This is a genomic window from Streptomyces griseoaurantiacus, assembly GCF_036189845.1.
Lineage (GTDB): Bacteria > Actinomycetota > Actinomycetes > Streptomycetales > Streptomycetaceae > Streptomyces > Streptomyces griseoaurantiacus.
On sequence record NZ_CP108326.1, the window covers coordinates 2,548,395 to 2,563,266 of the forward strand.

Genomic DNA, 14,872 nt, shown 5'->3' on the forward strand with positions numbered 1-14,872 from the left:
ACCGTGGCCTTCTGAACGGGTTGGCATCGATGAATGACACTAACGAGGCCGTCGGCCGACGTCCGTAACCTGAGTCACGGCGCCCGCGCCGTGAGTCCGTACAGTTCTCGTCGAAATCCCACCCGTACCGGCACCACAGCCCTGCACGATAGGTACGACACCATGTCGACATCACAACAGCCCGAAAAGCTGGACAAGATAACCGCCACCGCGGGTGACGGGAACCGGCGCATTCTGCTCACCGGCGCGCACGTCATCACCATGGACGATCAGGCTGGATTCCTCGGCGACATCCTCATCTCGGGTGACACCATCGAGGCGGTCGGACCGGGTCTGGCGGCACGTGTGGGGGGAAACGCCATCGTCGTCGACCTCACCGGGTCGATCGTCATTCCCGGACTGGTGGATTCGCACATCCACGCCTGGGAGGGCCAACTGCGTGGCATCGCTCCCGACGCGACCTTCGCGGAATACATGGCCCTGACCCACGGAAAGCTGGGAAAGGCCTACCGGCCCGAGGACATGGCCATCGCCCAGCGGCTGACCGCGGCGCGGGCCCTGAACGCCGGCACGACGACGATCGTCGACAACAGCCACAACTCGCGCAGTGCGGAGCACTCGGACGCGGCGATCGAGGCCCTGCGCGGATCGGGGATCCGGGCCGTGTACGCGGCGGGGCCGGCCATGGAGGGCGACCACGACCACCAGCTCCCCGCCGACATCCTGCGCCTGCGTGACGCGCACGCATCGGCCGACGGACTCCTCACCATCCGGATGATGGACAGCTGGCCGACGCTCGAGTCCTGGCGGTTCGCGGCCGAACACGGCATCGACGTGTCCTCGGAGATGGGCGGGTGGGTCACCGATTCCGAACAGCTCCTCACCTCCGGCCTCCTGCACCCGGGACACACCCTCAACCACTGCTCGGGGCTGACGGACAGGTCGTGGGACGCCATCGCCGAGAGCGGCGCCGCGGTGAACGTCGTCCCCCGGTCGGATCCGCACCTCGGGCTCGGGCCCTTCATCCCGATCCTCGAGGCGAATCGGCGCAATATTCAAGAGGGAATCAGTTCGGACAACGAGCTGGCCTACGGGCACGACCTCTTCACCGAGATGCGCGTTCTGCAGACGGTACAGCGAGGCCTGAGCCTCAGTGAACAGCAGTCCGGCGCGACGGACACCCCGGCCCCTTATGGGCCCCTGGACGCGCTCAGGGCGGCGACGATCGGTGGTGCGCTGAATGCCGCACTGCCACATCGCATCGGGACGCTCACAAGCGGCAAGAAAGCCGACCTGGTCGTCCTCTCGCTGGGCCGGGTGAATACGCGCGGCGCCGGATCCGTCATGGGCACGGTCGTGAACTTCGCCGCCATCGAGAATGTCGACGCCGTCTTCGTCAACGGCGTCGTGGCGAAATGGGGCGGCCGCCTCGTGGGCCAGGACTTCGAGAAGCTCGCAGAAGCGGGTGAGGCCTCGAAGGAATATCTGCTCGCGAATTCGTAGCACCGTTCCGCACCATTCTGCACGGCCCCCGGAGCACCAGTCAGGCGAAAGGCTCGTCATGCCCGAGAACGAGAACGAAAGCTTCGAAATGCTCTACCGACTGCCGATCCCGCCGGAAGAGGGGAGGTACCCCGGCCTGGCTCCTTCCCGCCGCGTCGAGCACGGTCTGATCGTCGAACGCGATGTGGCCGTCCCGATGCGGGACGGCGTCGTGCTCCGCGTGGACGTCTTCCGCCCGGAGGGGCAGTCGGACCTGCCGGTGCTGTTCACCTACAGCCCGTACGGAAAACACGCCCGCAAGGGGTTCCACATGCTGTACCCGCAGGCCGGGCAGGAGGACCACGGGTTCGTCGACCCGGGGACGACGGATGTCTCGGTGTCGCACTACACCGTGTGGGAGGGCCCCGACCCGCTGTACTGGTGCCGTCAGGGCTTCGCGGTCGTCAACGCGGATTCCCGAGGATCGTGGGGATCGGAGGGGTCCTTGACGTTCCATTCCCCGCAGGAGGCCGCCGACGGCTACGACGTCATCGAGTGGGCGGCCGGCCGGCCGTGGAGCAACGGACGGGTCGGCATGACCGGTGTGTCCTACCTGGCGTGGAGCCAGTGGAACGTGGCGGCGACCCGGCCGCCGCACCTGTTCGCCATCAACCCGTGGGAGGGCTACTCCGACCCCTACCGCGACATCGCCATGCAGGGCGGGATCCGCGAGACCCGTTTCCGCGGGTGGTGGATCGAGTCCACGGCCTACTCCCGCAACCGGGTGGAGGACGTCGTCGAACTGTGCAGGCAGCACCCGCACTTCGACGCGTACTGGAAGGCGAGAACGCCCGACCTGTCGAAGATCGAGGTGCCGCTGTACGCAGTCGTGGACTGGGGCGACCACGGCATCCACACACGGGGCACGATCGAGGGTTTCAAGCAGGCCGGCTCCCGTGAGAAGTGGCTCGAGGTGCACGGCCGCATGAAGTGGCCCTACTACTACCGTCCCGAGAGCCTGGCCCGGCAACTGGAGTTCTTCACGACGTTCCTGAAAGAGGCACCCGGCGCCACGTTGTCCTGGCCGCGGGTGAACATCGAGGTCCGCGAGTCGCACTTCGTGGGCGAGGTACGAGCCGAGAAGACCTGGCCGCTCGAGGGCACCGTCTCGACGCCGCTGTTCCTCGACGCCGCGGCGGGCGCGCTCGCGAAGGACCTCCCGGCGGCGTCCAGCCTCAGCTACGACTCCGAGGACCCGCAGGACTTCGTCGAGTTCTCGGTCGCCTTCGACGAGGACACCGAAGTCACGGGCACCATGTCCCTGCAGCTGTGGGTGGAGAGCGAGACGGACGAGGCCGATCTCTTCGTGGCCGTGGAGAAGTTCGACCGCGACGGCGTGCGGGTGCCGTTCCCGTTCCAGTCCATGTTCCACGACGGGCCGGTCGCTCTCGGATGGCTCCGTGCCAGCCACCGCGACCTCGATGCCGAGCGTTCGACCCCGCAGCAGCCGTGGCACACCCACGCCCGGTCCGTGCCGCTCGAGCCCGGCCGTCCCACCCTCGTCGACATCGAGATCTGGCCGTCCTCGACCCTGTTCCGGGCCGGGGAGCGCCTGGCGGTGCGGGTGAAGGGCAGCGACCACAACACGTATCCAGGAGTTCCGGCGGTCATCCACCACCAGGAACCGCACAACACCGGCCGGCACACCGTCCACACCGGCGGGGACCACCCCTCCCGGCTCCTCCTGCCCGTAATCGACCGCTCGGCCCGCTGACCTCCGGCGGACCGCCCGAAAGCGGCGGCGACAGAACAAGGCACCGTTCCCCTCCTGCGGCTTGATCCGCCGGAAAGGCTCTAACGCCGCACCTGATAGCGGAGGTAGACGACCCCCGAGTCGAACGTGCGGGTCTCGGCGAGGGCGAGGTCGGCCCGGCGTTCGTCGCGGGGGAAGAACGGTGTGCCGCCGCCGACCAGCACCGGGTAGACCCTGATCCGGTACTCGTCGATCAAACCGTGCGCCGCCGCCTCGGCGGCGAGCGTCGCCCCGCCGATCCCGATGTCGCCCTCCCCCGGCTCAGCACGCAGCCGTCGGATCTCCTCCGCCGGGCCGCCGGAGGCCAGGCGGGCGTTGCCCCGCACCTGCGCGCCCTGCAGCGTGGTGGAGAACACCACCTTGGGGAGCGCGTTCCAGATCGCGGCGAACTCGCGTTCCTGGTCGTCGAGTTCGGGCTTCTCGTCGGCGTCCTCCCAGTACACCATCGTCTCGTACAGCCGCCGCCCCAGCAGGTGGACGTCGAGTCCGCGCACCTCGTCCATGGCGAGGCGGAAGACCTCCGCGTCGGGCACCGACCAGTCGAAGCGGCCGTCGGGACCGACGATGTAGCCGTCGAGCGAGACGCTCATGGAACAGGTCACCTTGCGCATCGGAGGTCCTCCTCGGGATCGGGGTCGGTCCTCTGACCGTCCGGCGCCCCGGAACTCATCGTGCCGCCTCCGGGGGGCGGGCGCCCGCCGACCGGTAGGCGCCCGGGGTCTGGCCCAGGGTGCGGGTGAAGGTCGCGACGAAGGCGCTGGGGGTGGACCAGCCGCAGCGGTGGGCCGTCTCGGTGACCGTGGCGCCGTCGGTGAGTTCGATCATCGCCTGGAAGAGGCGGGCCGTGGTCCGCCACTGGGGGTACGTCGTGCCGAACTCGGTGTGGAACAGCCTGCTCAGGTGCCGTTCGCTGAGGCCGACCTCGCGGGCGAGGCGGGCGATGGTGAGCGGCCGGGCGAGGTCGTCCGTGACGATGCGGCAGGCCTGGTGGAGGCGGGGGTCGCGGGCGCAGGGGAGCTGGAGCGGGGCGATGTCGGCGCGGCACAGCCGGTCCTCGATGACCGCGCGCAGCCGGTCGCTCTCGCCGGGGGTGAGACCGGGCTCGGTGCTGGCGACGAGGAGTTCGCGCAGCAGCGCGGGAACGGCGATGACGGTCGGGGTGCCGGTGGGCAGCGGGGTGCAGCCGAGGGGGAAGTGGAGGGTGTGCACCTCGGTGTGCCCGTGGACCCTGTGTTCGTGCCAGGTGCCGGCCGGGACCCAGACGGCCCGCCGGGCGCCCGCCACCCATGCCCCGTGGTCGGTCCGCACGGCCAGAACTCCCCTGGCGACGTAGACGAGTTGGTGGTCCTCGTGCCGGTGCCGGGCGATGAGTTCGCCGGGGTGATGGTCTTGGCGGTTCTGCGACACAAGTGGACAGGTTATCGAAAGCCGACGGGGGTGGGTGTGGACAAGGGTGGTGCCCATGAGCCACACCCCTTCGACGGCCACCCCTGAGACACCCGAGCCCGAACCGGGGCGGCACGGACCGGAGTCCGCACAGGAAGCCGCGGAAGCGGCGGAGGCGCCGAACGGCACCCCCCGCACCGGGCTGGGCGGGCTGCTGCGGCGGGCCGTCGCCGACACCCGGCCGCTCGCCCTGCCCGCCTTCCGGCGGACCTTCCTCGGGCAGGGCGCCGCTCTCGTCGGCGTCATGCTCACCTCCGTCGCCGTCCCGGTGCAGCTCTACGCGCTCACCGGGTCCTCACTGATCGTCGGCCTCGGCGGGCTGGTCGGGCTGCTGCCGATCGTCGTGTTCGGGCTGTACGGGGGCGCCGTCGCCGACGCGGTCGACCGGCGCCGGCTCTACCTCGGCTCCTGCCTGCTCACCTGGGCGGTGACCCTCGCACTGCTGCTGCAGAGCGTGCTGGAGGTGCGCTCCCCGGCGCTGATCCTCGCCCTGGTCGCCGTGCAGTCCGGCGGCTTCGCGGTCTCCTCCTCGGTGCGCGGGGCGATCGTGCCGCTGCTGGTCCCGGCGGAGCAGATCCCGGGCGCCAACGCACTGCTGTACACCGCCGGCGACCTGGGGCAGGTGCTCGGTCCGCTGCTCGCCGGCCTGCTGCTCTCGCTGCCCGGCGGTTTCTCCCTCGCCTACGGGGCGGACGCCCTGCTGTTCACGGCGGCCCTGTACGCGGCCCTCCGGCTGCCCCCGCTCCCGCCCGCGGAGGGGGCCACCGGGCGCCCCGGGCTGCGCTCGGTCCTCGACGGGCTGCGGTTCCTGGGCGGGAGCCCGGTGCTGGTGATGTCCTTCGCGGTGGACATCGCGGCGATGGTGCTCGCCATGCCGCAGGCCCTGTTCCCGCAGGCGGCCGCCGAGCGGTTCCACGGCGGGGTGGGCCCGCTGTACGCGGCGATCGCGGCCGGCTCGCTCGCGGCCGGGCTGTTCAGCGGGTGGATCGGGCGGGTGCGGCGCCAGGGGGTGGCGCTGACCCTCGCGGTCGTCGTCTGGGCGGCGGCCGTCGCGGCGGCCGGGTTCGCCCGCAGTCTGTGGGCCGCGGTGGCGCTGCTGGTCCTCGCCGGGGCCGCGGACCTCGTCAGCGCCGTCTACCGGCAGACGATCCTCCAGACCTACGCGCCGGACCGGCTGCGCGGCCGGCTCCAGGGCGTGTTCACGGTGGTGGTGTCCGGCGGTCCCCGCCTGGGCGACCTGCGCGCCGGGACGACGGCCGCCGTGGCCTCCCTCACGGTCGCGTGGTCCGGCGCGGCGTTGGTGTGCGTGGTGCTCGTCCTGGGGGCCGCCCTGCTGGTCCGGCCGTTCTGGGAGTACGACGCCCGGGCGGCCAAACCCGCACCCGGGGCCGGAGCCTGACGTGCAGTGACCGGCGGACGGAGCGGCACCGCGACGACGCCCCCGCTTCGCCCGACGGCTCCCCCGCACCCTTTACACGTTCACATGTTCATGTCACGCTCCCGTCTGCCGCCCCCGTTCAACCCGCGTAGAAGGGGACCCCCCACATGACGGCAGCACGTATCCACCGCAAGGCGGTGGCCTGGGCCACCGCCACCGTTCTGGCCGGGCTCACCGCCCCGGCCCTGAGCGCGGCCCCGGCCTCCGCGACACCGGCCTCCCCCACCCCGGTGTCCGCGAGGACGACGGCCGTCACGGCCGCGACGGCCACCACGAGCCCGTACGACTCGACGTACTACAAGAACGCCGTCGGCAAGACCGGCAGCAGCCTGAAGTCGGCCCTCCACACGATCATCAGCAGCCAGACCAAGATCTCCTACTCCGCGGTCTGGAACGCCCTGAAGGTCACCGACCAGGACCCGAACAACAGCAGCAACGTGATCCTGCTGTACAGCGGCGTCTCCCGCAGCAAGTCCCTGAACGGGGGCGACGTCGGCGACTGGAACCGCGAGCACACCTGGGCCAAGTCCCACGGCGACTTCGGCACGGCGACCGGCCCCGGCACCGACCTGCACCACCTGCGCCCCACGGACGTCAAGGTCAACAGCGTCCGCGGCAACCTGGACTTCGACAACGGCGGCAGCGCGGTCGCGAACGGCGGCGGCAGCCGCGTGGACTCCGACTCCTTCGAACCGCGCGACGCGGTCAAGGGCGACGTGGCCCGCATGATCCTCTACATGGCCGTGCGCTACGAGGGCGACGACGGCTTCGCCGACCTGGAGCCCAACGAGCAGGTCGGCAACGGCAGCAAGCCGAACATCGGCAAGCTCTCCGTCCTCAAGGCGTGGAACGAGCAGGACCCGCCGAGCGCCTTCGAGGAGAAGCGCAACGACGTCATCTACGACACCTACCAGCACAACCGCAACCCGTTCATCGACCACCCGGAGTGGGTCGAGTCGATCTGGTAGGCGACGCCGGGTCCGGCCTCCCTCGTACAGGGAGGTCGGACCGTCCTACCGGATGTCACCCATCCAGAGCCGCCGCCCCAGCTCGTCGAGGTCCGCCCGCCGTTCCTCGTACTCGGGCAGCGCGGTCCGCAGCAGTCTCCAGAAGTCCGCACGGTGCCCGGAGACCTTCACATGGGCCAGTTCATGGGCGATGACGTAGTCGATCAGGTGCATGGGCAGTTGGAAGAGCGGCCATCCAAGACTCATCACACCCTTGGTACCCGCCCCGGCCCGAGGGGGCCGGTACGAGCCCCACCGGTCCCCCAGGTCCCGCACCTCGAGTTCCGGTTCGGCCACCCCCATGCGGGCCGCCCAGGGTTGCAGTCGGTGTCCCGTCCAGTTCCGGCCGGCCCGGCAGTACCAGTCGACGAGCGCGGCCCGCCCCGCGCGCGGCTCCGCCGCCGGCTCCCGGCCCATGACGAGGCGCCCCGCGATCAGCCGGACTCCTCCGCCCGCCCCTTCCTCGCCTGCCACGGCCAGCCGGTACGTCCGCCCCAGATAACGGAAGACCTCTCCGTCGACGAGCTGCTTGACGGGGCTGAGCGGACGCATGCGTTCCCGCTCCCGCCGCTTGCTCACCAGCCAGTCCCGATGCGCACGGACGAACTGCTCCGCCTCGGCCGTCGAGCGCCCGGCCGGGGTGTGGAGGGTGAGTGTCGCGTCGCTCTCGACGGTCAGGGCGAACCGTTTCCTGCGGGTGCTGGCACGCACCCGCAGAGACAGCCCTTCCACGGTGAGGAGCCCACCAGGGGTGGGGGACGTCGAGGGATCGGCCGGCGCGGTCACGCGCCTATTCTCCCCTCGCCCTGTTCCGGAACTCCCGCCGGTTGTCCTGCGCGAAGGACGCCAGGCGCTGGACGGCGTTCTCCAACGACGCCCAGTCACCGCCCACGGGCCGGACGCTGTTCCTGAGCAGGGCATCCTGGAGGTTTCCGGCCAGCATGCTGATGTCCTGGTGCTGCCCCTGGTACGAGGCCCTGGCCATGACGCCGGTGGCCACGTCGCACACCGTGCCCGTGAGCCGCCCGATGTCGCCGCCGTCGGCGAGGCTGATCCCGGGTGTGTCCTCCAGGATCTGTTCCACGAGCCGGTACGCCCGCTGTTCGAGCGGCGTGAGACCGGCGAGTTCCGGGGACTCCTCCTGCTCCTGCCTGGCCTCCTCGATCAGCGGGCCGAACTCCTCGATCTGCTCCTCGAAGCGACCCGGCATCGTGCGCAGGATCTCTTCCAGGCGCGTGGACAGCCGCTCGTACTTCGCGGGGTCCTCCCGCTTCGTCCGCTCCTCCAGGTGGAAGCGGAGCGCGTGGCCCATCTCCGCCGCCGCCTCCTGCGGCGGCAGCCGCCGCACGGCGTCGTCGAAGGTGAGGGCGGTGAGCGAGACCGGCGGGATGACCTGGTCGATCTCCGGCCCTTCGAGGTGGTCGGCGATCATCGCCCGGACCTTGCGCCCGTGGCGGCGCAGGGTGAACGTGCCGCCCTCGGCGTCCCGGTACAGCCGCCGCACCCGCTTCTGGAGCAGGCTCCAGCGCCGGGCGTCCGCCACGTAGGCCAAGGCGTCCTCGTGCGGGAGGACGCGTTCGAGGGTGGCGAGGAACTCGTGCAGTACCTCGTCGAAGCCGAACCGCAGGTCCTTGGATTCCAGGGCGCGGGCTGCGGGACCCAGCGTGGCGAGCTGGTCGAGCCGCGCGTCGTCGATGCCGTTGCGCCCCAGGAAGTCGCGGACCTTCCGGGCGGCGGGACCGAGTTCGTCCACCTCGTGGGACAGCTCGCGCATGGTGTCGGTGACGTCGGTGTTCCGGTATCCGGCGAGGGCGCTGGAGAGGTGTTCGAAGACGCCGTAGTAGTCGACGACGTAGCCGACCTCCTTGCCGGGCGAGGTGCGGTTGACGCGCGCGACGGCCTGGAGCAGCTCGGCGTCCCGGATCGGCCGGTCCAGGTAGAGCACCTGCTCGCGCGGGGCGTCGAACCCCGTGAGCAGCATGGACTTCACGATCAGGAACGCGACGGGGCTGTCGGGGTGCACGGGGTCGGGCACCGAGGTGGGGAGGGGCGGTGGCCCGCTGTGCGCGGCCTCGGACCAGGGAGCGTTCGTACCGCCGGCGGGACCGGCGGGCGGAGTCGGGGCCTGCGGCGGGTTGAAGGGGGCCACGGCGCCCCACTCCGGATCCGGTGCCAGCTCGGGGAACGCCTTCTGGAACCGCTCGGTGTACGCCTCCTGACGGCCGGCGTCGGTCCACTCCCGCCACTCCCCGCGCTTGTGCCCGGCACCCGGGGAGATGACGGGAACGAAGTCGATCCGCCGCAGCAGCGCCCGGAACCGGTGGGCCTGGTGGAGATAGCGCTGTCGGACGGACAGCTTCTCCAGCGGTGTCCCCGTCACGGACTCCGGGTCGAACTCCGCCAACTGCGCCAGCAGTTCGTCGCGCGCCCTGCGCAGGGCGTGGTGGTACCGCACGGCCGCCTTCCGGCTGACGGCCGCGACCTGTGCCTTGAAGCCGCCGGGCAGCACGGTGGTCACCCAGTGCTCCAGCATGTCGGCGGCCTTCGCCTCGATCATGGGAACGGACTCGGCGACGTCCCGCTCGGTGGGCCACCGCTTGAGCAGCGCGGCCCGTTCCTCGGGGGTACGGTCCCGGACGAGGTCGTCGAACCCCCGGTCGAGGACCTCCCCGTCACGGACCTCGCCCTCCCCCGTCCGCCCCTCGTAGCGGATGCGCACGACGACACCGTCGTGCTCGGCGTCCTCCATCCGGTACTCGTCCAGGAAGCCCCGCGGCGAGTCGCCCCGCCCGAAGATGCGGCGCGTGTCCTCCTCGCGCCCGGTGGTGATCGGCGTGCCCGTGAACCCGATCTTGGCGGCGTTCGGGATCGCCTTGCGCAGGGCGGCGTGCAGGACGCTGGTGTGGGAACGGTGCGCCTCGTCGACGAGGACGAGGATGTCCGGCGAGGTGTTGCACTCGGGGAAGTCCGGTACGGGTCCGGGGCCTTCGTCCTCCTCGCTCCGGCCGGTTCCCGCTCCCGTCAGCTCCCGGTCGTCCCCGCTCCCTTCCGCCTCCCCGGCGAAGGTGAAGCCCGTCCCGTACTTCTGGATCATCCCGAAGACGACGCGCCGCCCGCCGTCGCGCAGCAGCCCCTCCATCTGCGTCCGGGTGTTCGCCGTCTCGACGTCGGACTCGCTGAGCCTCAGCGTCCGTGAGAGCTGGGTCTGCAACTGGGTGCGGTCGGTGACCACGACCACCATGAACTCGCTGAGCCGAGGGTGCAGATGCACCCGCCGCACCAGGAACGTCATGGTCAGCGACTTGCCGGAGCCCTGCGTGTGCCAGATGACACCGCCGCGCCCGTCCTCGGTGTCCCGCCCGGTGCGGGCCCGTCCGGTCAGCAGCCTGCGGACGGCCTTCTCGGCGGCCCGGTACTGCTGGTGCCGGGCGACGGCCTTCACGGTCCGCACGGCCCCGCCGTCCGCCCCCGACTCGACGGCCATCGGGATCACGTAGTGCCGTACGACGTTGAGCAGGGCGGCCGGCCGCAGGACCACACCGACGAGCTTCTGCTGCTCGCCCAGCGGCGGAGGCGCGGCCGGGTCGGCGCCGTCCACGAGCAGCCCGGCGGCACGCAGTTCGCGCCGCAGCGTGCTCTCCTCCTCCGGCTCGACGCTGCGCCACGGATGGAAGTGCTCGGGCTCGGAGGTGACGGTCCCCAGGTGGGCGGTCTCGCCGGTCGCGGCGACGAGGAGCTGCACCGTCCGGAACAGTTCCGGCACACCGGCGGGGACCGGGGTGCCGGTGGAATCGAGGTCCAGTACGGGATTCCCGGCGTAGTGCCGCAGATCGAGCACGGCGCTGCGGACGGGCTCGGCGAGATCGGGGCTCTTGCACTCGACGGCGACGAGCGGGATGCCGTTCACGAAGAGGACGAGATCGAGTATGGACAGCTCACCGGAGCGGCTGCGCACGCGGAGCTGGTCGACGACGGTGAAGGTGTTGCGCGTGACGAGATCCGGGTGCCACTCGACGTACTGGACGGTGGCGGACGGACCGCCGTGCGCGGCGGAGGGCGAGGGCAGCGTCCAGCCGTGGAGCAGCATGTCGGTGGCGGCGAGGTTCGCCTGGACGACACCCTTGCCGAGGGAGAGGGAGGCGAGCTCACCGACCGCCCGCCGGACGTCGTCCTCGCCCATCCAGGGCCGGCCGTCACCGCCCCGGAGGTTGATCCGCCGCAGCGCGGGGCCGAGCTGGTCGACGAGCAGCGGCTTCGCCGCGTCGAGCGTGTCCAGTTCCACGCCCGGGACGTGCATCCACCCCATGGCCTCCAACTGCGCGACTAACGGCCGCTCCACCTCGTCCCGCTCCACGTGCACCACCACAGCCCGCGCCTCTCCGTACATCCATCGTCACCCGGAGATCCATTCTGTGCCCCGGAGGTGGGGTGAAGGAAAGGGATGCAGGGGTGGGAGATGCCCGCTCGTGCGGACGTACGGGGGTTTCAAGCCAGTACCTCCGCACGCTCGGCGGCGGAGGCGGGCGGGAAGGCGGTCGGGTTCAGCCGCCGGGGCTCTCCTTGGGGACGGAGTCGAGGGTCTCCCCGTTGCCGTGGGGCACGGGGAGACGCGCGCCCCTGCTGCGGGCGATGCGGTGCACGTCGTGGAGGGCCTCGGTCAAGCGGGCCGCGAGGTAACGGAGTTGGGGCGCGGTGACCTTGGTGTCGCCCAGCAGATCGACGGCGTGGCCGAGAAGGTCGTCGGCCATGCCGAGCTGGACGGTCTCGATGTCGTCGGCGAGGCGCGAGAGGCGGCCGGTGCCGGTGTCGTCGGTGACGAGGTAGCAGGGGTTGCCGTCGAGATTTGACCAGGGGAGGAGTCGGGGCCGGTTGGCCGTGGGAGCGGCGGTGTCGTGGCTCTCGTACATCATGCGGCGGCCACCTCGGCGCCCCGGGCTCGGCGCGAGCCGACATCGACACCGTGGATGCGCCGCGGCCCTACGTCGATGCCGTGCACGGCAAGCCAGAGGGTTCGGCGCCGGGCGCGCTGCCGCCTGGCCTGCACGCGTTGTTCATGGGCGAGGAGATAGGGGCGGACGAGCCGGGAGTCCTCGCCGTGGAGGAGGGCCTCGCATGGGGAGGGGCGGCGGTCGGGTGTGACGGGCGTGGTCGGCGCGGGGGTGTTCCGCGCCCTTCCCTCGGCACGGTGCCGGTTCTGGTGCCGGTGGCGCCCGGAGGCGGGCCACAGGAGCCGGAGCAGCGGCTCAAGGAGGTAGGCGATACGGTGCAACACGTCTTCAACTCCAGTGTGGTTGAGGGCCATGCCCCCGGGCCGTCGGTAGCGGTCGCGGGGGTCTTCCGTGCCCGAGGGCAGGTCGACGTGCATGGACGTCGCTGTGTAGCGATCCACTCACAGAGTGAGACGGGCCGGGCTAGGCTCGCCAGAGGGTCGGATGTGACAACGCATCTGTCACACGGGAGTTGACGATGAGCAACATCTATGGGGAGTGGTTGAAGGCGCAGCGCGAGGCCGCCGGACTGACGCAGCAGGAGCTGGCGACGGCCGCCGTGATGACGCGTTCGCACATCGCGCACATCGAGGCGGGCCGGCGCACCCCGTCCAAGGAGGACGCACGACGCCTCGACAGGGCGCTGAACACGGGCGATGTACTCAGCAGCTTCCTACCGGACGACGACACCGCTGTCGCGGGGTACTTCGAGGCGGCCCTTGCACTCGAACAGCAGGCAACGATGATCCGGGAGTTCGCCCTGTCGTTCGTCCCCGGCATCCTCCAGACGGAAAGGTACGCACGTGCGGTTCTGAGCACGTCGTTCCCTCCGGTGGGTGAACAGGAACGTGACAGACGCCTCGTCACACGCCTTGAACGCGCACAGGTCCTTGCCGATCCAGTGACACCCGTAGTGTGGGCGCTCCTGGATGAAGCGGTGCTGCGACGCCGGATCGGCGGACCGGAAGTCATGGCGGAGCAGATCGACCACCTCGTCAGACTCGCCGAAGCCGGACGGATCCAACTGCACCTTCTGCCGTTCACGTTGGGCATGCATCCCCTCATGAGCAACATGCTCACGCTGATGTGGTTCGAGGATCAGCCGCCCGTGGCCTACGGTGAAGGTCTGTACATGGGGAAGATTCATGACAGCCCATCAGTGGTCCAGGAGCTTCAGCATCGCTACGATTTCGCACTGGGCAACGCTCTGCCGCTCAAGGAGTCGCTGGCTCTGCTCAGGGCAACAGCAAGGGACTACGAACATCATGGCTGACCGAGCGATACCGAACGCAGGGGTACTGAAGGGCTGGCGGAAGTCCTCCTACAGCAACGACCAGGGCGGCAGCTGCCTGGAGGTCCTGGCCGACTACCCCACGGGCGTCCCCGTCCGTGACTCCAAAGCCCCTGAGGGACCCGCGCTGGTCTTCCCATCGGCTGGGTGGGCGTCGTTCGTTGGAGGGGTCAAGAACGGACACCTTTCCCTCTGACTACTCACCGCCACAACTCGTCCGGCCCGCCTTATGGCTCGGGCCGGACGTCGCCCGCTCAGGCCGCCGCAAGAGGTACCGCAACCCGCCCCGACAGCAAGTCGTCTACAAGCCCCTGCTTGAGTTGACGCAGTTTCGCAAGCTCGACTTCCTCTGCCAGCCGCTGATCATCCACCGCATTGAGCCGCTCTAGAAACGCCAACTGTCCCGGGACATCCAATTTTGGAAACGGACAGTTACGCACGTCATCGCCGTTGATGCTGGCCTGCGAGATGGCACTCTTGGCGCGCGCCCGAAAGTACCGCTTGGCCGTCGAGCTCTCCAGCCACGTCTCAGTGAACACCGGGTCTGCCAGAGAGCGACGCAGCTTGCATCGCATCATGTTCGACTCAAAGACCGTGGACTCAATCAAGCGCCGCACGGATGTCGATTTACCAACGAGGTCAGGCGTATTTACGCGATTGATTACGATATCCCCCACGTCTAGCCCGTATCGCGAAACCTCGCCGTCATTCACGGCGACCCGCAATAGGCCCCGAGTAAGGTCCGACTTCCCCCGAGAGAAACTATCGATGCGCACGATGGGCGTGCCTTGCAGGCCGTACGAGTTTGCAGGCTTGTAGATCCCGTTCTGCGGCCCTTGCTTGAGCACCTCACCGAACTGTCCACATTCCAGCCCGGACAGTTCCTCCATCAGGCCAGAGCGCAGCGCCTCAAACTTAGCGATCGACGCCTCGACGCCCCGCTCTAGTTCAGTGAAACTGTCGATTACCTCAACAATCCGCCGCTGTTCACTGAGCGGCGGAACTGGGAACCAGAACCCCTGCAAGTCTCCCCTGTTGACCTTCGGAATTCCAGTGCGCCCCGAGAGACTCTCCACATATCGCGAAAACTGATCACCTAGAAGAACAGCCTTAACGAACCCCCCACTCACCTCCTCCCCTGGCCGCAATGGATACATATCGGCAGAGCAGATCCCCGTAAAATTGGCAAGAGCTACTTTTCTTAGCGCAGGCCTGATCTTGCTGAATACAACATCTCCAGGGAGAACGACGTATTTGCCACTGAGAGCCCCTTGCGATTCAGCAGTCTCCAGCCTGAGGATCTCGCCTGTGCCGGGCTCCACGTGATCCGGCGCGAGCAAGATCTGGCTTCTATATGGAGGGTCCAGGGGACTCACTTGCCCTTTGGGGAGGCGCACGACATCGGTC

13 protein-coding genes are annotated in these 14,872 nt (G+C 69.6%); 6 read left to right on the plus strand and 7 right to left on the minus strand.

Annotation, left to right across the window (positions count from 1 at the left end; translation table 11 throughout):
* Positions 1-162 precede the first annotated feature (162 nt).
* A complete protein-coding gene (locus OHB09_RS11265) occupies positions 163-1,503 on the plus strand; it encodes an amidohydrolase family protein (RefSeq protein WP_191853123.1) in 1,341 nt (446 codons plus the stop codon).
* 58 nt (positions 1,504-1,561) lie between these two features.
* Positions 1,562-3,256: a CocE/NonD family hydrolase gene (locus tag OHB09_RS11270; RefSeq protein ID WP_191853124.1), complete on the plus strand. Its 1,695-nt coding sequence runs from the start codon at positions 1,562-1,564 to the stop codon at positions 3,254-3,256.
* An 80-nt stretch (positions 3,257-3,336) separates the two neighbouring features.
* Here OHB09_RS11270 and OHB09_RS11275 read toward each other — a convergent pair whose 3' ends face one another.
* Together OHB09_RS11275 and OHB09_RS11280 are read right to left on the minus strand one after the other, a co-directional pair.
* Entirely contained in the window at positions 3,337-3,906 is a 570-nt protein-coding gene (locus OHB09_RS11275; RefSeq protein WP_191853125.1) for a dihydrofolate reductase family protein, read from the minus strand.
* A gap of 55 nt (positions 3,907-3,961) precedes the next feature.
* Complete coding sequence (locus OHB09_RS11280; protein ID WP_191853126.1) at positions 3,962-4,702, minus strand: AraC family transcriptional regulator; 741 nt, start codon at positions 4,700-4,702, stop codon at positions 3,962-3,964.
* Between the two features lie 55 nt (positions 4,703-4,757).
* On the opposite strand from OHB09_RS11280, the gene OHB09_RS11285 reads away from it, so the two are divergent.
* Together OHB09_RS11285 and OHB09_RS11290 are read left to right on the plus strand one after the other, a co-directional pair.
* Entirely contained in the window at positions 4,758-6,140 is a 1,383-nt protein-coding gene (locus OHB09_RS11285; RefSeq protein WP_328921919.1) for an MFS transporter, read from the plus strand.
* A gap of 146 nt (positions 6,141-6,286) precedes the next feature.
* Positions 6,287-7,147 (plus strand): endonuclease I family protein, encoded by an 861-nt coding sequence (locus tag OHB09_RS11290; RefSeq protein ID WP_191853128.1) that lies wholly within the window; start codon positions 6,287-6,289, stop codon positions 7,145-7,147.
* Between the two features lie 45 nt (positions 7,148-7,192).
* Here the strand turns inward: OHB09_RS11290 and OHB09_RS11295 are convergent, their stop codons facing one another.
* The 4 genes from OHB09_RS11295 to OHB09_RS11310 all read right to left on the minus strand — a co-directional run bounded on the left by OHB09_RS11295 (position 7,193) and on the right by OHB09_RS11310 (position 12,458).
* Positions 7,193-7,972 (minus strand): M48 family metallopeptidase, encoded by a 780-nt coding sequence (locus tag OHB09_RS11295; RefSeq protein WP_328921920.1) that lies wholly within the window; start codon positions 7,970-7,972, stop codon positions 7,193-7,195.
* A gap of 4 nt (positions 7,973-7,976) precedes the next feature.
* Positions 7,977-11,573: a type I restriction endonuclease gene (locus OHB09_RS11300; RefSeq protein WP_328921921.1), complete on the minus strand. Its 3,597-nt coding sequence runs from the start codon at positions 11,571-11,573 to the stop codon at positions 7,977-7,979.
* 154 nt (positions 11,574-11,727) lie between these two features.
* Entirely contained in the window at positions 11,728-12,096 is a 369-nt protein-coding gene (locus tag OHB09_RS11305; protein WP_328921922.1) for a hypothetical protein, read from the minus strand.
* Positions 12,093-12,458 carry a hypothetical protein gene (locus OHB09_RS11310; protein WP_328921923.1) on the minus strand — a complete coding sequence of 122 codons (366 nt, stop codon included), beginning with the start codon at positions 12,456-12,458 and terminating at the stop codon, positions 12,093-12,095. Before OHB09_RS11310 ends, OHB09_RS11305 begins: the two co-directional genes overlap by 4 nt.
* A gap of 194 nt (positions 12,459-12,652) precedes the next feature.
* Here OHB09_RS11310 and OHB09_RS11315 point away from each other — a divergent pair, with 194 nt between their 5' ends.
* The gene (locus OHB09_RS11315; RefSeq protein WP_328921924.1) at positions 12,653-13,447 is read left to right on the plus strand and encodes a helix-turn-helix domain-containing protein; all 795 of its coding nucleotides are present in this window, start codon (positions 12,653-12,655) and stop codon (positions 13,445-13,447) included.
* Entirely contained in the window at positions 13,440-13,661 is a 222-nt protein-coding gene (locus OHB09_RS11320; RefSeq protein ID WP_328921925.1) for a DUF397 domain-containing protein, read from the plus strand. Before OHB09_RS11315 ends, OHB09_RS11320 begins: the two co-directional genes overlap by 8 nt.
* A 58-nt stretch (positions 13,662-13,719) precedes the next feature.
* Here OHB09_RS11320 and OHB09_RS11325 read toward each other — a convergent pair whose 3' ends face one another.
* Entirely contained in the window at positions 13,720-14,805 is a 1,086-nt protein-coding gene (locus OHB09_RS11325; RefSeq protein WP_328921926.1) for a restriction endonuclease subunit S, read from the minus strand.
* Positions 14,806-14,872 lie beyond the last annotated feature (67 nt).

Excerpts from the sequence above, each read along its gene's own strand:
- OHB09_RS11290 (WP_191853128.1), top strand. The coding sequence starts at position 6,287 with ATGACGGCAGCACGTATCCACCGCAAGGCGGTGGCCTGGGCCACCGCC.
- OHB09_RS11305 (WP_328921922.1), bottom strand. The coding sequence starts at position 12,096 with ATGATGTACGAGAGCCACGACACCGCCGCTCCCACGGCCAACCGGCCC.
- OHB09_RS11265 (WP_191853123.1), top strand. The coding sequence starts at position 163 with ATGTCGACATCACAACAGCCCGAAAAGCTGGACAAGATAACCGCCACC.
- OHB09_RS11300 (WP_328921921.1), bottom strand. The coding sequence starts at position 11,573 with ATGTACGGAGAGGCGCGGGCTGTGGTGGTGCACGTGGAGCGGGACGAG.
- OHB09_RS11320 (WP_328921925.1), top strand. The coding sequence starts at position 13,440 with ATGGCTGACCGAGCGATACCGAACGCAGGGGTACTGAAGGGCTGGCGG.
- OHB09_RS11275 (WP_191853125.1), bottom strand. The coding sequence starts at position 3,906 with ATGCGCAAGGTGACCTGTTCCATGAGCGTCTCGCTCGACGGCTACATC.
- OHB09_RS11315 (WP_328921924.1), top strand. The coding sequence starts at position 12,653 with ATGAGCAACATCTATGGGGAGTGGTTGAAGGCGCAGCGCGAGGCCGCC.
- OHB09_RS11285 (WP_328921919.1), top strand. The coding sequence starts at position 4,758 with ATGAGCCACACCCCTTCGACGGCCACCCCTGAGACACCCGAGCCCGAA.
- OHB09_RS11270 (WP_191853124.1), top strand. The coding sequence starts at position 1,562 with ATGCCCGAGAACGAGAACGAAAGCTTCGAAATGCTCTACCGACTGCCG.